At 58.5% G+C, this 20,331-nt stretch carries 26 protein-coding genes; 14 read left to right on the top strand and 12 right to left on the bottom strand.

The features are described 5' to 3' along the window. Positions 1 to 65 precede the first annotated feature (65 nt). On the top strand, positions 66 to 602 hold the full coding sequence (locus tag BUE92_RS25145; RefSeq protein WP_073526897.1) for an anti-virulence regulator CigR family protein: 537 nt from the start codon (positions 66 to 68) through the stop codon (positions 600 to 602). A gap of 12 nt (positions 603 to 614) precedes the next feature. On the opposite strand, the gene BUE92_RS25140 is transcribed toward BUE92_RS25145, so the two are convergent. From BUE92_RS25140 to BUE92_RS25130, 3 genes are read right to left on the bottom strand one after another with little or no spacing between them, the layout of a single operon-like run. Beyond that, the gene (locus BUE92_RS25140; protein WP_073526896.1) at positions 615 to 2,015 is read right to left on the bottom strand and encodes a heavy metal sensor histidine kinase; all 1,401 of its coding nucleotides are present in this window, start codon (positions 2,013 to 2,015) and stop codon (positions 615 to 617) included. After that, on the bottom strand, positions 2,012 to 2,683 hold the full coding sequence (locus tag BUE92_RS25135) for a heavy metal response regulator transcription factor (RefSeq protein ID WP_032896183.1): 672 nt from the start codon (positions 2,681 to 2,683) through the stop codon (positions 2,012 to 2,014). Before BUE92_RS25135 ends, BUE92_RS25140 begins: the two co-directional genes overlap by 4 nt. 42 nt (positions 2,684 to 2,725) lie before the next feature. Next, a complete protein-coding gene (locus tag BUE92_RS25130) occupies positions 2,726 to 2,986 on the bottom strand; it encodes a DUF2790 domain-containing protein (protein WP_073526895.1) in 261 nt (86 codons plus the stop codon). A 183-nt stretch (positions 2,987 to 3,169) separates the two neighbouring features. On the opposite strand from BUE92_RS25130, the gene BUE92_RS25125 reads away from it, so the two are divergent. Next, positions 3,170 to 3,847, top strand: coding sequence for an HAD family hydrolase (locus tag BUE92_RS25125; protein ID WP_073526894.1), 678 nt, complete (start codon positions 3,170 to 3,172; stop codon positions 3,845 to 3,847). A gap of 20 nt (positions 3,848 to 3,867) precedes the next feature. Here the strand turns inward: BUE92_RS25125 and BUE92_RS25120 are convergent, their stop codons facing one another. The 3 genes from BUE92_RS25120 to csrA form a co-directional block, all read right to left on the bottom strand. Further along, on the bottom strand, positions 3,868 to 4,164 hold the full coding sequence (locus BUE92_RS25120; protein WP_054898326.1) for a hypothetical protein: 297 nt from the start codon (positions 4,162 to 4,164) through the stop codon (positions 3,868 to 3,870). Positions 4,165 to 4,257: 93 nt separating this feature from the next. Continuing rightward, positions 4,258 to 4,518 (bottom strand): hypothetical protein, encoded by a 261-nt coding sequence (locus BUE92_RS25115; RefSeq protein WP_073527221.1) that lies wholly within the window; start codon positions 4,516 to 4,518, stop codon positions 4,258 to 4,260. A 210-nt stretch (positions 4,519 to 4,728) separates the two neighbouring features. Next, positions 4,729 to 4,923, bottom strand: coding sequence for a carbon storage regulator CsrA (gene csrA / locus BUE92_RS25110; RefSeq protein WP_003192511.1), 195 nt, complete (start codon positions 4,921 to 4,923; stop codon positions 4,729 to 4,731). 263 nt (positions 4,924 to 5,186) lie between these two features. Here csrA and BUE92_RS25105 point away from each other — a divergent pair, with 263 nt between their 5' ends. Further along, complete coding sequence (locus BUE92_RS25105; RefSeq protein ID WP_073526893.1) at positions 5,187 to 5,552, top strand: SPOR domain-containing protein; 366 nt, start codon at positions 5,187 to 5,189, stop codon at positions 5,550 to 5,552. Positions 5,553 to 5,583: 31 nt separating this feature from the next. Here the strand turns inward: BUE92_RS25105 and BUE92_RS25100 are convergent, their stop codons facing one another. The 3 genes from BUE92_RS25100 to BUE92_RS25090 all read right to left on the bottom strand — a co-directional run bounded on the left by BUE92_RS25100 (position 5,584) and on the right by BUE92_RS25090 (position 7,862). Further along, the gene (locus tag BUE92_RS25100; protein WP_073526892.1) at positions 5,584 to 6,273 is read right to left on the bottom strand and encodes an endonuclease; all 690 of its coding nucleotides are present in this window, start codon (positions 6,271 to 6,273) and stop codon (positions 5,584 to 5,586) included. A 4-nt stretch (positions 6,274 to 6,277) separates the two neighbouring features. Continuing rightward, on the bottom strand, positions 6,278 to 6,529 hold the full coding sequence (locus tag BUE92_RS25095) for a DUF1654 domain-containing protein (protein WP_075294579.1): 252 nt from the start codon (positions 6,527 to 6,529) through the stop codon (positions 6,278 to 6,280). 244 nt (positions 6,530 to 6,773) lie between these two features. After that, positions 6,774 to 7,862, bottom strand: a complete 1,089-nt coding sequence (locus tag BUE92_RS25090; protein WP_073526890.1) for an asparaginase — start codon at positions 7,860 to 7,862, stop codon at positions 6,774 to 6,776. 565 nt (positions 7,863 to 8,427) lie between these two features. On the opposite strand from BUE92_RS25090, the gene BUE92_RS25085 reads away from it, so the two are divergent. Genes BUE92_RS25085 through BUE92_RS25055 form a run of 7 tightly spaced genes read left to right on the top strand, consistent with a single transcriptional unit; the run spans position 8,428 to position 15,393 of the window. After that, the gene (locus BUE92_RS25085) at positions 8,428 to 9,387 is read left to right on the top strand and encodes a sugar ABC transporter substrate-binding protein (RefSeq protein ID WP_073526889.1); all 960 of its coding nucleotides are present in this window, start codon (positions 8,428 to 8,430) and stop codon (positions 9,385 to 9,387) included. Between the two features lie 57 nt (positions 9,388 to 9,444). Next, on the top strand, positions 9,445 to 10,998 hold the full coding sequence (locus BUE92_RS25080) for a sugar ABC transporter ATP-binding protein (RefSeq protein WP_073526888.1): 1,554 nt from the start codon (positions 9,445 to 9,447) through the stop codon (positions 10,996 to 10,998). Beyond that, complete coding sequence (locus tag BUE92_RS25075; RefSeq protein WP_044275169.1) at positions 10,995 to 11,972, top strand: ABC transporter permease; 978 nt, start codon at positions 10,995 to 10,997, stop codon at positions 11,970 to 11,972. The genes BUE92_RS25080 and BUE92_RS25075 overlap by 4 nt, the downstream gene beginning before the upstream one ends. 3 nt (positions 11,973 to 11,975) lie before the next feature. Further along, positions 11,976 to 12,998, top strand: a complete 1,023-nt coding sequence (locus tag BUE92_RS25070) for a LacI family DNA-binding transcriptional regulator (protein ID WP_003192500.1) — start codon at positions 11,976 to 11,978, stop codon at positions 12,996 to 12,998. Between the two features lie 23 nt (positions 12,999 to 13,021). Beyond that, positions 13,022 to 13,939, top strand: coding sequence for a ribokinase (gene rbsK, locus BUE92_RS25065; RefSeq protein ID WP_073526887.1), 918 nt, complete (start codon positions 13,022 to 13,024; stop codon positions 13,937 to 13,939). After that, complete coding sequence (gene rbsD / locus BUE92_RS25060; RefSeq protein WP_073526886.1) at positions 13,936 to 14,340, top strand: D-ribose pyranase; 405 nt, start codon at positions 13,936 to 13,938, stop codon at positions 14,338 to 14,340. Before rbsK ends, rbsD begins: the two co-directional genes overlap by 4 nt. Positions 14,341 to 14,367: 27 nt before the next feature. Next, the gene (locus tag BUE92_RS25055; protein WP_073526885.1) at positions 14,368 to 15,393 is read left to right on the top strand and encodes a nucleoside hydrolase; all 1,026 of its coding nucleotides are present in this window, start codon (positions 14,368 to 14,370) and stop codon (positions 15,391 to 15,393) included. A 29-nt stretch (positions 15,394 to 15,422) separates the two neighbouring features. On the opposite strand, the gene BUE92_RS25050 is transcribed toward BUE92_RS25055, so the two are convergent. Next, complete coding sequence (locus BUE92_RS25050; protein WP_003192496.1) at positions 15,423 to 15,629, bottom strand: hypothetical protein; 207 nt, start codon at positions 15,627 to 15,629, stop codon at positions 15,423 to 15,425. Between the two features lie 156 nt (positions 15,630 to 15,785). Between BUE92_RS25050 and BUE92_RS25045 the strand changes: the two genes are divergently transcribed. Together BUE92_RS25045 and BUE92_RS25040 are read left to right on the top strand one after the other, a co-directional pair. Further along, entirely contained in the window at positions 15,786 to 16,091 is a 306-nt protein-coding gene (locus tag BUE92_RS25045; protein ID WP_073527220.1) for a hypothetical protein, read from the top strand. A gap of 144 nt (positions 16,092 to 16,235) precedes the next feature. Further along, positions 16,236 to 16,556 carry an I78 family peptidase inhibitor gene (locus BUE92_RS25040; protein ID WP_054898318.1) on the top strand — a complete coding sequence of 107 codons (321 nt, stop codon included), beginning with the start codon at positions 16,236 to 16,238 and terminating at the stop codon, positions 16,554 to 16,556. 67 nt (positions 16,557 to 16,623) lie between these two features. Here BUE92_RS25040 and BUE92_RS25035 read toward each other — a convergent pair whose 3' ends face one another. Then, positions 16,624 to 16,836, bottom strand: coding sequence for a cold-shock protein (locus BUE92_RS25035; protein WP_003234260.1), 213 nt, complete (start codon positions 16,834 to 16,836; stop codon positions 16,624 to 16,626). A 289-nt stretch (positions 16,837 to 17,125) separates the two neighbouring features. Further along, positions 17,126 to 17,440, bottom strand: coding sequence for a hypothetical protein (locus BUE92_RS25030; RefSeq protein WP_081372215.1), 315 nt, complete (start codon positions 17,438 to 17,440; stop codon positions 17,126 to 17,128). A gap of 364 nt (positions 17,441 to 17,804) precedes the next feature. Here BUE92_RS25030 and thrS point away from each other — a divergent pair, with 364 nt between their 5' ends. Both thrS and infC read left to right on the top strand, forming a co-directional pair. Then, positions 17,805 to 19,727, top strand: coding sequence for a threonine--tRNA ligase (gene thrS, locus BUE92_RS25025; protein ID WP_073526884.1), 1,923 nt, complete (start codon positions 17,805 to 17,807; stop codon positions 19,725 to 19,727). Further along, positions 19,727 to 20,278, top strand: coding sequence for a translation initiation factor IF-3 (gene infC, locus BUE92_RS25020; RefSeq protein WP_015884933.1), 552 nt, complete (start codon positions 19,727 to 19,729; stop codon positions 20,276 to 20,278). The genes thrS and infC overlap by 1 nt, the downstream gene beginning before the upstream one ends. Positions 20,279 to 20,331 lie beyond the last annotated feature (53 nt).

The following is a 20,331-nucleotide window of genomic DNA, read 5'->3' as shown; positions in this document are numbered from 1 at the left end:
GACGCTGTACGCTGTGTTGCGATTTCAACTACAGTTCAAGTACATCATTGCCTTGGAAAGTTGCCATGTTAAAGCGTACGAAGTTCGTGTCGGTTGCGTTGTCGCTTGCACTGTCCGTGACCAGTGGCCTTGCCCTTGCGGATCCGGGTAATGGCAAAGGCCAGGGTAATAGCAAAGGTGATGTGTATGGCGGGCAGGGCAAAGGCCAAGGTAATAACAAGGGTGATGCCTACGGCGGGCAGGATAAGGGCAAAGGCCAGGGTAACAACAAAGGTAATGCCCAAGGTGGGCAAGGCAAGGGCAAAGACAATGGCGGGCCCTCCAGGAATGACTTCAGCGTTGATCGCGGCCTTGTACTGAACGTGCTGGGCGGTCACCGCGATTATTGGAGCCCTGGGCCGTCCTTGCCGCCTGGCATTCAGAAAAACCTGGCACGCGGCAAGCCCCTGCCGCCGGGTATTGCCAAAAAGCTGGACGGCCGCTTGCTGGGGCAGTTGCCTCGCTACGACGGTTACGAGTGGCAGCAAGCGGGAACCGACTTGATATTGGTGGCCATTGCGACGGGTATCATCTACGAAGTTCTGAACGGTGCGTTTGATTGAGTTGCAGCGCCCTCAGGCTTCACGGCCGGGGAAAAACAACTCAAAACAGGTCACGCCATCTTCACTGCTTACGCGGTACCGCCCGTTATGCAGCTGCATGATGGTCGCCACGATCGAGAGTCCCAGGCCGTTGGACTGGGATGACCGCTCGCGGGATTCATCCACCCGGTAGAACCGTTCGAACAGCCGCCGCAGGTGCTCGGCCGGGATCGTCTGGCCGTGGTTGCTGACCTTCAGGTTGATGCCCGCGCCATCCGGCACTGCCTGGATACTCAGTTCCGAGCCCGGCGCGCCATATTTGATGGCGTTGGCGCACAGGTTGGCCAAGGCACGGCGCAGCAACATCGGTTCAGCCCAGATCACCCCTTCACCGAAGGCGGTGATGTGCATGTCCACATCACCGGCCAGCCCCTCGAAGTAATCCGCGATGCGTTCCACTTCATCCGCCGCGTCCAGCGCCTGGCGTTGGCGCAGTGCGCTGGCGGGGTCGGTGCGGGCCAGGAACAGCATGTTGTCGAGCATTCGCGCCAGGCGTTCCAGCTCTTCGACATTGGAGGCCAGCAGTTGCTGGTAGCTTTCAATGCTGCGCTGCTGCTGCAGGGCAACCTGGGTTTCGCCGAGCAGGTTGTTGATCGGGGTGCGCAGTTCATGGGCCATGTCGGTGGACACTTGGCCCAGTTGTACAAAGCCTTTGGCCAGGCGTTCAAGCATGGTGTTGAACGAGTCGATCATGGGCAGCAATTCTTTCGGTGCGCCGTGGCTGTCGAGCCGTTCGGCCAGGTTGCTGACGCCGATCCCTTGGGCATGCCGGGCCAGGCGGCGCAACGGCAGCAAGCCGCGATGAACCAGCAGGTAACCCACCAGTGCCAGGATGATCGCGGCGATACTCGCCAGGATGTATACGCTGAGTCGATAACTGGCGAGCACCGCGGTGCGCTCGGTCATCAGGCGGCCGCTGGTGATTTGCAGGCTGCCCAGGTCGCCGGAGTCGATAGCCACGGCCACCAGCGAGAAGGGAATACCGTTCAGGCCTGGCAAATGTTGTACGTCGCTCAACATGAGTTTGTGATCCTTGGGCAGCGGCTGGATCGACGGCAACTCAATATTCCCGGGGTTTACCAGCAGCAGTGGCTGTTTGCCGGGGGCGGCAATGCTCAGCACGGATTCGCGGTTGCCCAACATGTTCTGGAACAGCTCTGGCTTGGTCTTGATCAGATCCAGGGTATTGCTGTCGTTGAGCAGGTTGCGTAACTGATCCACTCGGGATATCAGCGCGGCGTCATCGCGGCGGATCAGTTCGCGCTCCAGTTCCCGGTACAGCGCCACGCCCAGGGTTGCCAGCAGGGCGAAGGCGAGCAGCGCGAAGATCAACGCCAGGCGCAGGGTCAGGGAGTAAGGGTGTTGGCGGCTCATGGCTGGGTATCGAAGCGGTAGCCAATGCCCCGCACGCTGTGGATCAGCTTGAGCTGGAACGGGTCGTCGATTTTCAGGCGCAGGCGGCGCACGGCGACATCCACCACATTGGTGTCGCTGTCGAAGTTCATGTCCCACACCCGCGAAGCAATCAGCGAGCGGGACAGCACCTGGTCCTGGTGCGTTGCGAACAGATGCAGCAGGGCGAACTCTTTGTTGGTCAGGGTAATGCGCGTGCCGGCACGGGTGACCCGACGTTTGAGTACGTCAATGTGCAGGTCGGCGATTTGCAGTTGCTCTTCATCCCGGCTCGGGCCACGACGGTTAAGAGTACGCAGGCGCGCCACCAGTTCGGCGAACGAAAAGGGCTTGATCAGGTAGTCATCGGCACCCAGCTCAAGGCCTTTGATGCGGTCGGCGATGTCATCGCGGGCGGTGAGGAACAACACCGGCGTATCGGCTTCTTTGCGCAGGCGGCGCAGCACTTCCCAGCCATCCATTTTCGGCATCATCACGTCCAGTACGATCACGTCGAACGGCGTTTCAAGGGCCTGGTGCAAACCGTCCACGCCATCGCGGGCCAGGCTTACGCAATGCCCCAGCTCCTGCAGCCCATTGAGCAGATAATTACCGGCCTTGGGTTCGTCTTCGACTACGAGGATGTTCATGGAAGGTGCTCTGCTTCAATAAGTTGCGCCAGTGTAGCCCGATCAATTGTCATTGGCGCAACCGGTGCCCTGGACTTGGTAATCCAGCACATGTTCTCGATCTTGGTGGTCCAGGTAGCGCAGTTGCGCCGGCACAACCCCGCATTGGCCGTAGGTATCGGTGCTCGACAGCACCTTGGCGACGTCCAGGTGGACGAAGAAGCCGGTTTTGTCATGGATCACGTTGGCGGCGGGGGCGGTATCGGCAGCGAATACCGAGCCAGTGGCGAGCAAAGCGGCGAAGCCCAGGGCAATCAGTTTCATGGTGGTGTCTCACGTTCCGGGTTGGTAGTGAGCTCACGGTAACCAGGCGACCCCAACAGCCAACCAACAGGATCATGACAAGTTCGTCATTTTTGCCTTGGGACTGACGGGCCAGGTCTCGGCGTTTACAAGCGTCGAGGTGATCCGTAGATTGCAGGGCCCAGCCCATGAGGAAGCCGCGCAGTGTCCAGCCCAAATCCAAGTGTATTTAGCCGGCGTTACCGCGCCTTCCTGTTCGATATGGACGGGACCCTGCTCAACTCCATTGCCGCTGCAGAGCGCGTCTGGGGCATCTGGGCTGCACGGCATGGCTTGGATGTGGAAGCGTTTCTGCACACCATTCATGGTGCTCGCGCGATTGATACGATCACCCGCCAGGCATTGCCTGGTGTCGATCCACAGGTAGAAGCCCAATGGATCACCGAAGCTGAGCTGGACGATGTCGATGGCATCGTGGCGATTCCCGGCGCGGTGGCGTTTTTGGCGAGCCTGCCCGTCGATCAATGGGCGTTGGTCACCTCAGCGCCAAAAGCGTTGGCCGTGCGCCGGCTGCAAGCGGCGGGCATCCCCGTGCCGGCGGTACTGGTGACAGCCGAAGACGTGAAGACGGGCAAGCCCGATCCGGCCTGTTACAGGCTGGGTGCCCAGCACCTAGGCGTGCCGGTGCAAGACTGCCTGGTGTTCGAGGATGCCACAGTGGGTATTCAGGCTGGGGAAGCGGCGGGGGCGGATATCATGGTGGTGACCTCGACACACTTGGCGCCGATGGTGACCGCCCATGCTTGCATCGAGGAATACGGCGCGTTGAAAGCCGAGCGTGGGGCTGATGGCTTGCTGTCCTTAAGTTCGTTGGCGCCATGATACGTGGAAGGCCGAGCCCGTTACCGGTCTCGGCCTTCCATGCAGTCGATGGGATCGGACAGTGCCTGCAGCCGGCTGTTTTTCATCCCCTGGCGCGACACCACCATTTCCCTGAGTATCTCGGTGGCGAGCCGGTTGATGGCTTCTGTACCGTGATAATGCGCACGCACGATGCCGGTAATGGCGAAGTGATCGGTTCCCGGGCCGCTGAGAACGGCTGAGAGAGTACCGTCGGCATGTAGCGTGCACTCAACGGTATAGCTGGGCAGGCGCGCTGCCAGTGCTGATTCGATCTGGGCTTTGCTAAGGGTGTCCATCTGTTTCTGCACCTTTGGCTGACTGCGCAAGCCCAATGATAGGTGGTGCGGCGCTGCTGTAAATACCGGCGATCCGATAACAGGTAAACGCCCTCAGCGTGCGGTTTTTTCATGGGTGCAATGAGCGGCACGCTGGCGCAGCTTGCGCAAGATCACCTTCTGGATGGGTTTGAGGCAGAACGCAAGCAGGTAGCCACAGAGCAGAAGCGCAAGATCCAACCAGGAATGGGTGTCGGGATCGGCCCCTTCCACTTCCATTCTCAAGCAGCACCCGAGTGCCACGAAGACCAGCCCTATCAGCAGGGCGATCATCCAGGATCTTGAAACAAGCGGTTGCGACGCGGCTGGCCTCATCGACGTGTTCCCGAAATGCACTCGAACGGCAGGATAAAGTGTCAGAAGTTGGGCTGCCAATAGCGCGACAAGTTCCGGATACCCTGACAGTTTCATCTTGCAGCGAAGGGAAAGCTCAAGGCGCGCTGGTCACGCGGGGAAACGCGAACAGGCCAATTGGGTTTTCGCCAGCCATTACAGTGAACGAAAAGGCTGGCTACTGGAGGCGTTTCAAGGCGTCTGGTTTTTGTCGGGTGCAGTCAGGCCGGCCTGGATACGCTGGTAAATCTCCTCGCGATGCACGGCAACATCCTTAGGCGCGTTGATGCCGATTCGTACTTGCTGGCCGCTAACGCCCAGGATGGTGATCGTAATATCATCACCGATGTTTATGCTTTCACCGACTTTGCGGGTGAGTATAAGCATGGACTTCTCCTTGAATTACTTTTAAGGACACATGTTTCAGACAGGGCAGGTGTCGGATGTGTGTAGCTTACTGCGAAGCGCTTCCCTGTGACTGCCTCTTTTAGGACGCATAGAGGCGACATTAATTCCCATGGCGGTATCATACAGGTCGCGATACATGATTCGCATTGTTTAAGCCAACGTTTATGACGGCCAGAATAGACAGTGAATGGTAAAGTTGCCTCTTTGATCCTCAAAGGAGCAGGGCAGTGCGTAAAGTAGCGATGGCAATTGTGGTGTTGGCGTTGGCCGGATGCGGTGAAGGTAAGTCGGTCGATGCCCCCAAGGCCAAGCCTGCCGTGACCGAAAGCCTGCCGCAAACCGGTGCGATTGCCGCTCAGGAATGGGATGTGCGCGTCGGCCCGCCGGACCACAAGCTGCAGGCGATTACCGATCTGACCGCCTGGCTGCTGGAGCATGGTTTCAATTTTTATATCGTGAAGGTCGAGGGCAAGGATGAGGTGCTATTGGGGCCGTTCGCGACCAAAGCCGAGGCCGAAGCCAAGCAGGCGCTGCTAAACGAAAAAATGGCTCGTGCGAAGAAAACCGATACCGTGTCTGAAATTATCGAACACAACGCCACGCAGTGACGTGCCAGGTGGGCGGCAACCCCGCCCACGTTCAGCCGCAAGCCTTCAGGTTGACCGGGCCGACAAACTCATTACCACGCCCCATCACACAGGCCACAGTCTGGTTGCGCTGACGCTCCCAGGTTTGCACCGGATAGGTCTTGTTCCAGGCTTCATACAATTGCCGGTCCTGCTTTGACAGGCGCAGGCCATACTGCTTGCTCATATAAAAATACGTGCGCGCGATCATTCCGCGAATGGACGGGCGAGGCATGACTTTCTTCGCCTTGAAGTCCACCTGGGTCAGGCAAGAGCCGTACTGCCCGCTTTGCACCGGCAGCCAGCCAAAGCTGAAGTTGTTACGGTCGCCATTCACTTCGCCGATGCTCGGCACCAGGTTGTGCAGGTCTGCCTCGGCGCGCTTGAACACATCATCATGGCGCGTGCAGTTTTTTCGCCCGCCACTCTGCCAGCATTGGCGCTGATGTCCGATTTGCCAGGCCGGCACGATGTGTTCCCACTCAATGCGCGCGGCGCGGTTGGCGTTTTTGCGTGGGATGTAGCCGCAGGCTTTCAGGTCCACCCGGTTACCGGTGTATTTGCAGCCGCAATAAAATTCGGTGGATTGCGGCGCGTAGAGCTTCCAGGCGATTTTCTTGGCTTCGCTGAAGGTGCGAGGGGCTTGGGCGTTGGCGGTGACGGTAAATAACAGACAGCACGCAGCAATAAAACGGGCACTCATTCAATCAATCTTCCTTCGGCACAACCCAGAAAATCTGCACGCCACCGTCATCTCGGTAGGCGAGGGTGACGTTGTCGTTTTCCGCAATTTCTTCCAGTAAACGTTGCCAATCGTCCTCCGGTTCATCGGGTAAACGGAAGATCAACGCTGCCTTGGCTTTCTGCGCGTTGGTCGAATTGATGATTTTTTGCACGCGAATGGCCAGGCGCTGATAGGCGTCAGGCGTTGTAAGTGCTGCGGAAGAGGGCTTTGCCACAGAGCATTCCTTAATAGGCTGTACGCACATACAGTATTTAACTGTAGGCAATTTCGCAACTGCTTAAATTTCAAGAAGTTCGTCTGACAGCGAATCAGGGAGTTTGTTGTTGAGGGGGACAAAGAAGCTGTAGGAGCGAGCTTGCTCGCGAAAAACGTGATAGCGCCGCAGTGAGTCAGGCTTTGCGCGTTATCGTTAGCGTTCTTCGCGAGCAAGCTCGCTCCTACAGGTAGATCAGCAGGGATCAGTATTCCCAGAAGATCCGCTGCAGTTCCTTGCTGTCCTGGGTCTTGGTCAGGGCGACCATGGCCAGGATGCGGGCTTTCTGCGGGTTCAGGTCAAGGGCCGCGACCCAGTCGTATTTGTCGTCTGGCTGTTCGGCGTTACGCAGAACCATGCCACCGGCGTTGACGTGGGAAGAGCGAATGATCTGCACGCCTTGTTTACGCAATTCCACCAGCGCTGGAACGACCTTGGACGATACTGACCCATTGCCGGTACCGGCGTGAATGATCGCTTTGGCGCCCGCTTGGGCCAATGCCTTGTAGGCGGTGTCGCTCACGTTGCCATAGCCATAGGCGATTTCAACGTCAGGCAGGCTTTTGATGGTCTTGATGTCGAACTCAGAATCCATGGTGTGACGCTTGGCCGGCAGGCGGAACCAGTAGGATTTGCCCTCGACGACCATGCCCAGTGGGCCCCATGGGCTCTTGAACGCTTCGGTCTTGATGTTGATCATCTTGCTGACGTCGCGACCCGATTGGATCTCGTCGTTCATGGTCACCAGCACGCCTTTGCCCCGTGCATCCTTGCTACCCGCGACCGCAACGGCGTTGTACAGGTTGAGCATGCCGTCTGCCGACATGGCAGTGCCTGGGCGCATGGAACCGACTACCACGATAGGCTTGTCGGTTTTTTCCACCAGGTTCAGGAAGTAGGCGGTTTCTTCAAGGGTGTCGGTGCCGTGGGTGATCACGATGCCATCTACGTCCTTGCTGTCGGCCAGTTCGGCGACACGGCGACCCAGTTGCAGCAGGTTTTCGTTATTGATGCTTTCCGACGCAATTTGCATCACTTGTTCGCCGCGAACATTGGCGATCTGGCTAAGCTCAGGAACGCCGGCGATCAGTTGTTCGATGCCGACTTTGGCCGCCTGGTAGGTGGCACTGTTGGCCGCGCTGGCGCCGGCGCCAGCGATGGTACCGCCGGTGGCAAGGATGACCACGTTGGAGAGTTTGGTCTTGCTTTCAACTTCCTTTGCCTGGGCGGCAATGGGGAACAGCAGCAGGAGGGCCAGGGCGCCCGGAATAGCGTTCTTCAATGCAGATTTCATTATTTTTCTCTCTGGTTTTTGATGAGTGCTGTAGCAGGTTCATCTAGAACACCCGGGCGGTTCTGAACGCCGCGAGGTGCTGAGAAAGAGCAGGATTTGTACCAGGCTGAGCATGTTGGTTTTTATAAATTAACTTATTGATTTAAAACAACTTAATCTAATATTTAAGTTTAACAGGGCTTGGCGTTGTCCGGCTTTCCGAACGCGAAGAGCTGTGGTGTTCGGTTGTCCGAAAGCGTTCACAATTTGTTCGGGTGCTCTGGTCGATCATTCGCAGTGCAGCCTGTCGTTTCAGAGAACGGCAGAAAGGGCGAGCTGGCTTAAACGTATCAGCGGCCGGTAGCTCAAGGGAGAGCTTGGAGGGCGCCAATGACAGGCTTGCAGCTACCGTTGACAAATCCCGACAAGGTTCTCATAGTTCTCTCAACGCAAACGTTTGCGAGATGTTTCACTGCGCCCTTGGCACAATCGTGACAGCTCGTATCAGCCGCCCGGGTGGGAGGGCTGCCGAAGGGCTCTTCGGTGCAAGCGTTGCTCACAATAATCATAAGATCGGAGTGAACCCATGAAGCTGCCATTTGCTGGACGTCTTCTTGCTGTTGCTGTGCTTGCTGCCGCATCCGCCGCTTTGCCTCTCTCTTCTGCATTTGCCGATGACGCTGCCAAAACGCCTACCGTGGGTTTGGTCATGAAGTCCCTTGCCAATGAGTTTTTCGTCACCATGACCGACGGTGCGAAGGAATACCAGAAAGAGCACCCGACAGAATTCAAGTTGATCTCCAACGGCATCAAGAACGAAACCGATACCAGCGCGCAGATCGCCATCGTCAACGAAATGATCAACGCCAAGGTCGATGCGCTTGTCATCGCTCCCGCCGACTCCAAGGCACTCGCCAGTGTGCTGAAGAAGGCTTCCGATGCCGGTATCAAGGTGGTCAACATCGACAACCGCCTGGACCCGGAAGTACTCAAAAGCAAAAACCTCGATATCCCGTTCGTAGGCCCGGATAACCGCAAAGGCTCCAAGCTGGTGGGCGACTACCTGGCCAAGCAGCTGGCCGCCGGTGACAAGGTCGGCATCATCGAGGGCGTACCCACTACCACCAATGCCCAGCAGCGCACCGCAGGCTTCAAGGATGCGATGGACGCGGCAGGCATGAAAATTGTTTCCACCCAATCCGGTAACTGGGAAATCGACCAGGGCAACAAGATCGCGGCAGCGATGCTGAGCGAAACGCCGGATATCAAGGCGCTGTTGGCCGGTAACGACAACATGGCCCTGGGTGCTGTTTCCGCCGTGCGTGCGGCAGGCAAGGCCGGCAAGGTGTTGGTGGTAGGTTACGACAACATTGACGCGATCAAACCAATGCTCAAGGACGGCCGTGTGTTGGCCACCGCTGACCAGGCCGCCGCCCAGCAAGCCGTGTTCGGTATCCAGAACGCGCTGAAGCTGGTCAAGGGTGAGAAAGTCGATGCCAAAGATGGCGTGATCGAAACCCCGGTCGAACTCGTCATCAAGCAGTAATCCTGGCAGTACCCAACAGCGCCCGCTCGTCCTGAGCGGGCGCCTGGAGATTTTCCTATGTCATCTTCCGCCCCGAACGCTGTCCTCTCGGTCAGCGGTATCGGTAAGACCTATGCCCAACCGGTTCTGTCCGACATCACCCTGACGCTCAATCGCGGGGAAGTGTTGGCGCTGACCGGTGAGAACGGCGCAGGCAAAAGTACCTTGTCGAAGATCATCGGCGGCCTGGTCACGCCCACCACCGGGCACATGCAATTCAACGGTCAGGATTACCGCCCGGCCAGCCGCACCCAGGCCGAAGCCTTGGGCGTGCGCATGGTCATGCAGGAACTCAACCTGCTGCCGACGCTGACCGTGGCTGAAAACCTGTTCCTGGATAACCTGCCGAGCCGCTGTGGCTGGATCAGCCGCAAACAACTGCGCAAAGCCGCGATCGAAGCGATGGCCCAAGTCGGTCTGGACGCGATCGACCCGGACACGCTGGTGGGCAGCCTGGGCATTGGTCACCAGCAAATGGTCGAGATCGCCCGTAACCTGATCGGCGACTGCCACGTATTGATCCTCGACGAGCCCACGGCGATGCTTACTGCTCGTGAAGTCGAGATGCTGTTTGAACAAATCACGCGCCTGCAGGCTCGAGGCGTGGCGATCATTTATATTTCGCACCGGCTCGAAGAGTTGGCCCGTGTCGCCCAGCGCATTGCGGTATTGCGCGACGGCAAGCTGGTCTGCGTCGAGCCGATGGCCAATTACAACAGTGAGCAGTTGGTGACCTTGATGGTCGGTCGCGAACTGGGTGAACACATCGATTTGGGCCCGCGCAGCATCGGAGGCCCGGCCTTGACCGTGACGGGCCTTACCCGTTCGGACAAGGTCCGCGATGTGTCCTTTGAAGTGCGCGCCGGTGAAATCTATGGCATTTCCGGCCTGATCGGCGCCGGCCGCACCGAATTGCTGCGCCTGATCTTCGGCGCCGACCCGGCCGACAGCGGCACCGTGGCCTTGGGCTCGCCGGCCAAGGTGGTGAGCATTCGCTCGCCGGTCGACGCGGTCGGTCATGGTATTGCCCTGATCACCGAAGACCGCAAGGGTGAGGGCCTGCTGCTGACCCAGTCCATCAGCGCCAACATCGCCCTGGGCAACATGCCGGAAATTTCCGGCGGTGGCGTCGTCAACAGCCGCAACGAAACCGCTCTGGCCAAGCGCCAGATCGACGCCATGCGTATCCGCAGTTCCAGCCCGACGCAACTAGTGTCCGAGCTGTCGGGTGGTAACCAGCAAAAGGTGGTGATTGGCCGCTGGCTGGAGCGCGATTGCGCAGTAATGCTGTTCGATGAGCCCACCCGCGGCATCGACGTCGGTGCCAAGTTCGATATCTATGCCTTGCTCGGTGAACTGACCCGCCAGGGCAAAGCGCTGGTGGTGGTGTCCAGTGACCTGCGTGAGCTGATGCTGATCTGTGACCGCATCGGTGTGCTGTCCGCCGGGCGCCTGATCGAGACCTTCGAGCGTGACAGCTGGACCCAGGACGAATTGCTCGCCGCCGCCTTTGCCGGCTATCAGAAACGTGATGCGCTGCTCAACGAAGCAGCGCCTAGGAATACCCCATGAAAACAAACATTTCCCCCGGTAAAACTGGCGGCAACTTCTATGGCCTGGGTACTTACCTGGGGCTGGCAGGTGCCTTGCTGGCGATGATTGCGCTGTTCTCGGTGCTCAGCGATCACTTCCTGTCCTATGACACCTTCAGCACCCTGGCCAACCAGATCCCAGACCTGATGGTGCTGGCGGTGGGCATGACCTTCATCCTGATCATTGGCGGCATCGACCTGTCTGTGGGATCGGTATTGGCATTGGCGGCCTCGGCAGTCAGCGTGGCGATCCTGGGCTGGGGCTGGAGCGTGTTGCCCGCCGCCCTGTTGGGCATGGGCTGCGCGGCGTTGGCCGGCACCATCACCGGTTCCATCACGGTGGCCTGGCGCATTCCGTCATTTATCGTATCCCTCGGCGTGCTGGAGATGGCCCGCGGCGTGGCCTACCAGATGACGGGCTCGCGCACCGCTTATATTGGTGACTCGTTTGCCTGGCTGTCCAACCCGATTGCCTTCGGTATTTCCCCGTCGTTCATCATCGCCCTGCTGGTGATCATCGCGGCCCAGTTGGTACTGACCCGTACGGTCTTCGGTCGTTATCTGATCGGCATCGGCACCAACGAAGAAGCGGTGCGCCTGGCGGGTATCAATCCCAAGCCTTACAAGATCCTGGTGTTCAGCCTGATGGGCCTGTTGGCCGGTGTGGCGGCGCTGTTCCAGATTTCGCGCCTGGAAGCGGCGGACCCGAATGCCGGCTCGGGCCTGGAGTTGCAAGTGATCGCCGCCGTGGTGATCGGTGGCACCAGCCTGATGGGCGGGCGTGGCTCGGTCATCAGTACGTTCTTCGGGGTGTTGATTATTTCGGTCTTGGCCGCCGGGCTTGCGCAGATTGGTGCGACGGAACCGACTAAACGCATCATTACCGGTGCCGTGATCGTGATTGCCGTGGTCCTCGATACTTATCGCAGCCAGCGCGCCAGTCGGCGGGGCTGACCCATGGCAACGATCAAGGATGTGGCAGCGCTTGCAGGTATTTCCTACACCACCGTGTCCCATGTGGTGAACAAGACGCGCCCAGTCAGCGAGCCGGTACGCATCAAGGTCGAGGCTGCGATCAAGCAGTTGGACTACGTGCCCAGTGCCGTCGCGCGCTCGCTCAAGGCCAAGACCACCGCGACCATTGGCCTGCTGGTGCCCAACAGCCTCAACCCGTATTTTGCCGAGCTGGCTCGGGGTATCGAGGATTACTGCGAGCGTAATGGCTATTGCGTGATCCTCTGCAACTCGGATGACGACGCAGAGAAACAGCGCAGTTATTTGCGCGTGTTGCTGGAAAAGCGTGTCGACGGCTTGATCGTGACATCCGTGGGCGGTGATGACAGTGGCCTTGCCGCAGGTTTGAGTGCAGTGCGCACGCCCATGGTGATTGTCGACCGGGCGCTGGATGGGATTGATGTGGACCTGGTGCGCATCGATCACGAAGAGGGCGCTTACCTGGCGACCCGGCACTTGCTGGAATTGGGGCACCGGGACATCGCCTGTATCGGCGGCCCTGGGCATACCCGCGTTGCACAGATGCGCCTGGCGGGTTACCAGCGTGCATTGCGCGAGGCGGGCATCGAGGTGTTGGCCAGCCGTACCCTGGAAAGCGACTTCACCAGCACGGGCGGGTATGCCGCAGCCGTACAGTTATTATCGCAACACCCGCCCAGCGCGATTTTCGCCAGCAACGATATGATTGGTTTTGGCGTGCTACGCGCCGCCGCCGAGCGTAATGTGCGTGTGCCGGGCGAGCTGTCGGTCATCGGTTTCGATGACATCCAGATGGGGCGCTACGTCTACCCGGCGCTGACGACGGTCGGCCAGTCGATCCTGCAGTTGGGCGAGACTGCGGCCGAATTATTACTGCAACGAATAGCAACACCCCAACTGCCGATCGATCAACGTATCGTGACGCCCAGTATTGTTTTGCGTGAGTCGACCGCGCCATTGGCTGATGTGTTCGCCCAATACCGCTGAACCGAATTGATGAGTACTGATGTATGCCAGCAAAAGTAGTGGTAATAGGCAGCTTGAACATGGACCTGGTCACCCGCGCCAGTCGCTTGCCGCGTGCCGGTGAAACCCTGATCGGCCAGACGTTCTCCACTGTGCCCGGCGGCAAGGGCGCCAACCAGGCCGTCGCCTCGGCACGCCTGGGGGCGAGTGTCGCAATGGTGGGATGCATCGGTACCGACGCCTATGGCAGCCAATTGCGCGATGCGCTGTTGGTGGAAGGGATCGATTGCCAGGCAGTCAGCACGGTGGGCGGCTCCAGCGGTGTGGCGTTGATCGTGGTCGATGACAGCAGCCAGAACGCCATTGTCATTGTGGCCGGCAGCAACGGTGAGCTGACGCCCGCGTCACTGCGAACGTGCGACGCTGTGCTGCAGGCGGCAGATGTGATCATCTGTCAGCTTGAGGTGCCAATGGAGACCGTTGGGTATGCGCTCAAGCGGGGTCGCGAGCTGGGCAAGACCGTCATCCTCAATCCGGCCCCGGCAAGCGGACCGTTGCCCGCTGACTGGTATGCCTCGATCGATTATCTGATCCCCAATGAAAGTGAGGCCAGCGCCCTGAGCGGCGTAGCGGTCGACTCCCTCGACAGCGCCAAGGTCGCCGCGACCGCGCTGATCCAGGCGGGTGCCGGCAAGGTCATCATCACCCTGGGCGCCCAGGGCGCGCTGTTTGCCGACGGCAAGAGCTTTGAGCACTTGGTGGCGCCGAAGGTCAAGGCGGTGGATACCACCGCTGCTGGCGATACCTTTGTCGGTGGCTTTGCCGCCGCGCTGGCCGCGGGCCAGAGCGAAGCCGAGGCGATCCGTTTTGGTCAGGTGGCGGCGGCGTTGTCGGTGACCCGTGCCGGCGCTCAGCCTTCTATTCCCACGCTGCACGACGTACAAGGTTTTGTGCCCGCATGAAAAAGACACCTTTGCTGAATATCGCCCTGTCGCGCGTGATCGCGTCCCTGGGCCATGGTGACATCCTCGTCATCGGTGATGCCGGCCTGCCGGTACCTCCCGGCGTCGAATTGATCGACCTGGCACTGACCCAGGGCATCCCGGACTTTATCAGCACCTTGCGTATCGTGCTTAGCGAAATGCAGGTAGAAAGCCATGTGCTGGCGCAAGAGATCCTGCTGAAGCAACCGCCCGCGCTGACTTCGCTAAATGCGCTCACAGAGCAGGCTGCACTGGGCGAGCGACGCCTGCTCAGCCATGACCAATTCAAGCAATTGAGCCGCAATGCCCGCGCTGTTGTGCGCACTGGCGAGTGCCAGCCGTACTGCAATATCGCGCTGGTGTCCGGCGTAACGTTCTAGCGTCCCCCCTATGACAAGGAGTGCTTTATGCAACGTGGTCTAACCCTGAAAAACCTGTTCCGGAGTGTTCTGCTTTTGTCCGCGCTCACTGCTGCAAGCGCCCAAGCGGCGGAAAAAATCGACCTGATCATTGACACCGACCCGGGTGCCGATGACGTGGTGGCCTTGCTGTTCGCCATGGCCTCGCCGGAGGAGTTGAGCATTCGTGCGCTGACCACCGTCGCCGGCAATGTGCGCCTGGACAAGACCTCCCGCAACGCGCGCCTGGCGCGCGAGTGGGCAGGGCGCGAGGACATCCCGGTGTACGCAGGTGCGCCAGCGCCGTTGCTGCGCAAACCGATCTACGCCGAGAATATCCATGGCAAGGAAGGCATCTCGGGCGTCACGGTGCATGAACCGAAAAAAGGTCTGGCCGAAGGCAATGCAGTCGACTACCTGATCAAGACCCTGAGCAGCGCCAAGCCGCACAGCATCACTATCGCCATGCTCGGCCCGCAGACCAACCTGGCACTGGCACTGACCCAGGCGCCCGAAATCACTCAAGGCATCAAGGAAGTGGTTGTGATGGGGGGCGCCCACTTCAATGGAGGCAATATCACCCCGGTGGCCGAGTTCAACCTGTTCGCCGATCCGGTGGCGGCTGAGATCGTGCTCAAAAGCGGTGTGAAGCTGACCTACCTGCCGTTGGACGTGACCCATAAAGTCCTCACCAGCGACGCCCGCCTGAAGAAGATTGCGGACCTGAACAACAACGCGAGCAAGGTCGTCAGCAGTATTCTGAATGAGTACGTCAAAGGCGATATGGAGCACTACGGCATTCCGGGTGGTCCGGTCCATGACGCTACCGTGGTGGCGTACCTGCTCAAGCCTTCGCTGTTCAGCGGTCGTGAGGCCAATATGGTGGTCGACAGCCGCGAAGGCCCGACCTTCGGCCAGACCATCGTCGATTGGTACGACGGCCTCAAGCAGCCGAAGAATGTGTTCTGGGTCGAGAATGGCGACGCCCAGGGCTTCTTCGATCTGCTGACCGAGCGCCTGGCGCGCCTGAAGTAAGTTAGCGGGGCGGCGCTCGTCGCCCGGTTCTATTCGCGCTCTTGGGCGCCCATGTAGTCGGCCGGGTATTTCTCGAATATCTGGCCGATGAATGCTTGCGCCGCCTGGGTGCCCAGTTCCTTGACCAGCAGGTCGATACCAATGATCGCCAGTTCTTCCGGGCTTCCGGGGCTGTAGGAGCTTTGCCCTTGGGGCCACTTGGCTTTGATGTCGGCTTGAAGCGTTACGGTGGTCATGGAAATCTCACGGGCTGAAAATGCGGGGCAATGCACTGGAACGCCGTTCCAGAGGGGCGCAGTTAAGCATTTTGTACGGCATTTGGCACTGCTACTTAGGCATGAAGCAGCGGCTGTGCGACACTGTCGGCCTGTTAAATGGCCGGGAAACACCGCGTGCAAATCGATTTGAGCAAGCCTGACAACCTGACGCTGGACGCCGTGCGCCAATTGCTTGGCAGCGCCAGTGACGACGAACATACCCAGCTGCGGGTGACCAGAAAAGGCATCGCCTACATTTCTTCCGGCGTCGTCGGGGGGGCTGATATCGGTGGCCTGGTGTTTCGCCTGGAGACCTGGGCCAAAGGTTCCGGCTATGTCGGCAACGTGGCGGCCAGCGATGAAGTCTGGGTCATGCAGATTTTCAACGCGCTGAAGCAGAATTGGCCTACTCCTTCGTCGGACTACATCGATATCTACTGAATACGTTCATATCTAGTCACGATTCACCAAGCGATTGCAGGCCGTGACTCAGGCAGACTTGCCCACAGGCGGTTAATGTCTTGAAACCAATCGCTTTAAATACTGTCGCACGATCTCCGTCCACTTTTTATCATAGGAGGCTTCATGCCTTGGAAGCTCGCATCATTCGGTACTTTGTTGGCTGCGCTCGCGTTGGCGGGTTGCAGTACCCCGGGTGCCTCTGAGCCAGGCAAAGCTGCCACTGTGACCGATGCCGGTCATAGCCGCTGTGAGTCGAAGGCTGCAGAGTTCGCCATCGGCCAGAAAGCCTCGCCCCAGTTGCTGGAGCAAGCCCGCACGCGTGCTGGCGCGCAGAACGCACGCATCCTCAAGCCCAATGACATGGTCACGCTGGAGTATCGCTCCGACCGCCTGAACCTGAACACCGACGACAACCTGGTGATCAACCGGGTTAACTGCGGCTGATACGGTTTTTGCATCGCCCATAAAAAACCCCGTCACATGGACGGGGTTTTTTTAGCTCAGCGGAGAATTACTCGCCGCGAACCTGTGCAGCTTGCATACCCTTTTGGCCTTTCTCAGCCACGAAGGAAACGGTTTGGCCTTCTTTCAGGCTTTTGAAACCGTCGCTTTCGATAGCTTTGAAGTGTACGAACAGGTCGTCACCGCCACCTTGAGGAGTGATGAAGCCGAAGCCTTTTTCATCGTTGAACCATTTAACGGTGCCGGTTTGGCGATTAGACATGGTGTATCTCCAAGAAACATATATTTTCAGTAGTGCTGTGCTGCTCAGGCCAACTGGGCACACAGGGCTATCATAGTCGAAATGTTCGGCTTGGGAGCCCCCCCAAGGCACTGTTTGCTAATCAATCGCTTTGCGTTTGATCCATCGTTGGGCTGAAAGCCCCGATTTACGGGGCTTTTCGACGAAATATCAGCTGTTAAAAAAAGCCGTAAAACCTGCATAAATTGTGTGAAAAGGCAGTTTTCAGGCTGTTTTTTCAGCGAAATGGCCGTCGAATCGTCAGGCAATCTTACTTTTTCTTCACCACTTTGCAGGACGAAATAGCCGCGACCGCTTTGTTTTTAAGGTCCGCGCTGGCGTTCTGGTTGGTCATCAATTCCTTGATCTCGGCAGTGCTCAATTCGGCATTGATCTTGTCAGCACCACATTCGCAGTGGGCTTTGGCAGTTTTGGCGTCCACGTTCTGGCTGGCGGCGGCACTGCAGTCGCTGACAAAGCTGTCACGGGCGCCGGCTGGCCAGTTGGAAGGGGCTGCAGCCTGCGCGCCGAGGGAAAGGAGGCTCAGGGTAGCGGCGACAGCGAGGGTAGAGGTAAAACGCATCATGGGATGCTCCTTTGGGTCGAGGACGAACGGCGATTCTCAGTGGCTTTGAGGCCCTGCGTACAGCTCAAGTTCACTTTTGCAGCTATAAAGCCATGAATTGCTCTTTACCCAACGCTTGGCCGACGCGATGACCGTTCATCTGTGCTAGCATCCTTGCCTGGCTATTTCCGGGCGCGCCATGTGCCGCCTTGCCAGGTTCTTTTTGTTCACTCCAGTCACTCTGGTTCGATTATCGGTTGGCCGAAAGGCTCCTGCCGCTGTAAGGCAGGCGTTCATCATTGAACGGCCTGGTGTTGGATCTTGTACTGGCTCATCCCAACCCACGTGACCTTTGGTAGGGGTCACCACTAGGAGAGGAGGCGCCATGCCAACTATTACTCTTCCCGACGGCAGTCAACGTTCATTCGATCAGCCGGTTTCCGTAGCCGAGGTCGCCGCATCCATTGGTGCTGGCCTCGCCAAGGCCACCGTGGCCGGCAAGGTCGACGGCAAGCTGGTTGACGCCAGCGACCTGATCACCCGCGACGCCAGCCTGCAAATCATCACGCCCAAGGATCAAGAGGGGCTGGAGATCATTCGCCACTCTTGCGCGCACTTGATTGGCCATGCGGTCAAGCAACTGTATCCAACCGCCAAGATGGTGATCGGCCCGGTCATTGAAGAAGGCTTCTATTACGACATCGCCTACGAGCGTCCTTTTACTCCGGACGACCTGGCGGCCATCGAGCAGCGCATGCACGCGCTGATCGAAAAAGATTACGACGTCATCAAGAAAGTCACCCCACGTGCCGAAGTGATCGACGTGTTTACTGCACGTGGCGAGGACTACAAGCTGCGTCTGGTAGAAGACATGCCGGACGAGCAGGCCATGGGGCTGTACTACCACGAAGAATACGTGGATATGTGCCGTGGCCCGCACGTGCCGAACACGCGCTTTCTCAAATCGTTCAAGCTGACCAAGCTGTCCGGTGCCTACTGGCGCGGTGACGCCAAGAACGAACAGCTGCAACGGATCTACGGCACGGCCTGGGCTGACAAGAAGCAGCTGGCCGCCTATATCCAGCGCATCGAAGAAGCTGAAAAACGCGACCATCGCAAGATCGGCAAGCGCCTGAACCTGTTCCACCTTCAGGAAGAAGCGCCAGGCATGGTGTTCTGGCACCCGAATGGCTGGACCCTGTACCAGGTGCTTGAGCAGTACATGCGCAAGGTGCAGCGCGAAAACGGTTACCTGGAGATCAAGACTCCACAGGTGGTTGATCGCAGCCTGTGGGAGAAATCCGGGCACTGGGCCAACTACGCCGACAACATGTTCACCACCCAGTCGGAAAACCGCGACTACGCCATCAAGCCGATGAACTGCCCATGCCACGTGCAGGTATTCAACCAGGGCCTGAAGAGCTACCGCGAGTTGCCGATGCGCCTGGCCGAGTTCGGTGCCTGCCACCGTAACGAGCCATCGGGTGCGCTGCACGGCATCATGCGCGTGCGTGGCTTCACCCAGGACGACGCCCACATCTTCTGCACCGAAGAGCAGATGCAGGCCGAGTCCGCAGCGTTCATCAAGCTGACCATGGACGTTTATCGCGATTTCGGCTTTACCGAAGTCGAGATGAAGCTGTCCACTCGTCCGGAAAAACGCGTCGGTTCCGACGAACTATGGGATCGCGCCGAAGCGGCATTGGCCGCTGCGCTGGACAGTGCGGGCCTTGCGTACGATCTGCAGCCGGGTGAGGGCGCCTTCTACGGTCCGAAGATCGAGTTCTCGCTCAAAGATTGCCTTGGCCGTGTCTGGCAGTGTGGTACCCTGCAGCTCGATTTTAACCTGCCGATCCGTCTGGGAGCCGAATACGTCTCCGAAGACAACAGCCGTAAACACCCGGTTATGCTGCACCGGGCGATCCTCGGCTCGTTCGAACGGTTCGTCGGTATCCTGATCGAGCACTACGAGGGCGCGTTCCCTGCGTGGCTGGCTCCGACCCAGGCAGTGATCATGAATATCACTGATAAACAGGCAGATTTTGCCGCTGAAGTTGAAAAAACTCTCAACGAAAGCGGATTTCGTGCCAAGTCCGACTTGAGAAATGAAAAGATCGGCTTTAAAATCCGCGAGCATACTTTGCTCAAGGTTCCCTATCTTTTGGTTATCGGAGATCGGGAAGTCGAGATGCAGACTGTCGCTGTGCGTACTCGTGAAGGTGCTGACCTGGGCTCGATGCCCGTCGCCCAGTTCGCTGAGTTCCTCGCGCAAGCGGTTTCCCGGCGTGGTCGCCCAGATTCGGAGTAATTATTATTAAGCGTGAAATGAGACAAGATAAACGAGCTGCACCGAAAGCCCCGATCAACGAGAATATCTCGGCACGCGAGGTTCGGTTAATTGGCGCTGATGGCGAGCAGATTGGCATCGTCTCGATTGATGAAGCGCTTCGTATTGCAGAAGAGTCCAAGCTGGACCTGGTGGAAATCTCCGCCGATGCAATCCCACCTGTTTGTCGGGTGATGGACTACGGCAAATCGATCTTCGAAAAGAAGAAGCAGGTTGCCGCAGCGAAGAAGAACCAGAAGCAGATTCAAGTAAAAGAAATCAAGTTTCGTCCAGGGACGGAGGAAGGGGATTACCAGGTAAAACTGCGCAACCTGGTACGTTTCCTGAGTGATGGGGACAGGGCCAAGGTATCCTTGCGATTCCGCGGCCGTGAGATGGCCCACCAGGAGCTGGGGATGGAACTCCTCAAGCGGGTTGAAGCTGACCTGCTGGAGTACGGTTCGGTCGAACAGCATCCTAAGATGGAAGGACGCCAGCTTATTATGGTCATCGCCCCGAAAAAGAAGAAGTAATCAACAGGGCACGGCAGGCCTTCTGATTATGTTTATCAACTGAATGCGGAGTA

It is taken from the genome of Pseudomonas fluorescens (assembly GCF_001902145.1).
Taxonomy (GTDB): Bacteria; Pseudomonadota; Gammaproteobacteria; order Pseudomonadales; family Pseudomonadaceae; genus Aquipseudomonas; species Aquipseudomonas fluorescens_BV.
Note: the sequence above shows the minus strand (reverse complement) of the source record. Positions and strands in the feature narration are given on the sequence as shown.

What these genes read in the sequence shown, in the direction of transcription:
- BUE92_RS25105 (WP_073526893.1), top strand. Translation starts at nt 5,187, where the DNA reads ATGGCAATTGTGGTGTTGGCGTTGGCCGGATGCGGTGAAGGTAAGTCG.
- rbsD (WP_073526886.1), top strand. Translation starts at nt 13,936, where the DNA reads ATGAAAAAGACACCTTTGCTGAATATCGCCCTGTCGCGCGTGATCGCG.
- BUE92_RS25115 (WP_073527221.1), bottom strand. Translation starts at nt 4,518, where the DNA reads ATGAGGCCAGCCGCGTCGCAACCGCTTGTTTCAAGATCCTGGATGATC.
- csrA (WP_003192511.1), bottom strand. Translation starts at nt 4,923, where the DNA reads ATGCTTATACTCACCCGCAAAGTCGGTGAAAGCATAAACATCGGTGAT.
- BUE92_RS25140 (WP_073526896.1), bottom strand. Translation starts at nt 2,015, where the DNA reads ATGAGCCGCCAACACCCTTACTCCCTGACCCTGCGCCTGGCGTTGATC.
- thrS (WP_073526884.1), top strand. Translation starts at nt 17,805, where the DNA reads ATGCCAACTATTACTCTTCCCGACGGCAGTCAACGTTCATTCGATCAG.
- BUE92_RS25130 (WP_073526895.1), bottom strand. Translation starts at nt 2,986, where the DNA reads ATGAAACTGATTGCCCTGGGCTTCGCCGCTTTGCTCGCCACTGGCTCG.
- BUE92_RS25055 (WP_073526885.1), top strand. Translation starts at nt 14,368, where the DNA reads ATGCAACGTGGTCTAACCCTGAAAAACCTGTTCCGGAGTGTTCTGCTT.
- BUE92_RS25075 (WP_044275169.1), top strand. Translation starts at nt 10,995, where the DNA reads ATGAAAACAAACATTTCCCCCGGTAAAACTGGCGGCAACTTCTATGGC.
- BUE92_RS25120 (WP_054898326.1), bottom strand. Translation starts at nt 4,164, where the DNA reads ATGGACACCCTTAGCAAAGCCCAGATCGAATCAGCACTGGCAGCGCGC.
- BUE92_RS25135 (WP_032896183.1), bottom strand. Translation starts at nt 2,683, where the DNA reads ATGAACATCCTCGTAGTCGAAGACGAACCCAAGGCCGGTAATTATCTG.
- BUE92_RS25080 (WP_073526888.1), top strand. Translation starts at nt 9,445, where the DNA reads ATGTCATCTTCCGCCCCGAACGCTGTCCTCTCGGTCAGCGGTATCGGT.
- BUE92_RS25070 (WP_003192500.1), top strand. Translation starts at nt 11,976, where the DNA reads ATGGCAACGATCAAGGATGTGGCAGCGCTTGCAGGTATTTCCTACACC.
- BUE92_RS25085 (WP_073526889.1), top strand. Translation starts at nt 8,428, where the DNA reads ATGAAGCTGCCATTTGCTGGACGTCTTCTTGCTGTTGCTGTGCTTGCT.
- BUE92_RS25145 (WP_073526897.1), top strand. Translation starts at nt 66, where the DNA reads ATGTTAAAGCGTACGAAGTTCGTGTCGGTTGCGTTGTCGCTTGCACTG.
- BUE92_RS25100 (WP_073526892.1), bottom strand. Translation starts at nt 6,273, where the DNA reads ATGAGTGCCCGTTTTATTGCTGCGTGCTGTCTGTTATTTACCGTCACC.
- BUE92_RS25040 (WP_054898318.1), top strand. Translation starts at nt 16,236, where the DNA reads ATGCCTTGGAAGCTCGCATCATTCGGTACTTTGTTGGCTGCGCTCGCG.
- BUE92_RS25035 (WP_003234260.1), bottom strand. Translation starts at nt 16,836, where the DNA reads ATGTCTAATCGCCAAACCGGCACCGTTAAATGGTTCAACGATGAAAAA.
- BUE92_RS25030 (WP_081372215.1), bottom strand. Translation starts at nt 17,440, where the DNA reads ATGATGCGTTTTACCTCTACCCTCGCTGTCGCCGCTACCCTGAGCCTC.
- rbsK (WP_073526887.1), top strand. Translation starts at nt 13,022, where the DNA reads ATGCCAGCAAAAGTAGTGGTAATAGGCAGCTTGAACATGGACCTGGTC.
- BUE92_RS25090 (WP_073526890.1), bottom strand. Translation starts at nt 7,862, where the DNA reads ATGAAATCTGCATTGAAGAACGCTATTCCGGGCGCCCTGGCCCTCCTG.
- BUE92_RS25050 (WP_003192496.1), bottom strand. Translation starts at nt 15,629, where the DNA reads ATGACCACCGTAACGCTTCAAGCCGACATCAAAGCCAAGTGGCCCCAA.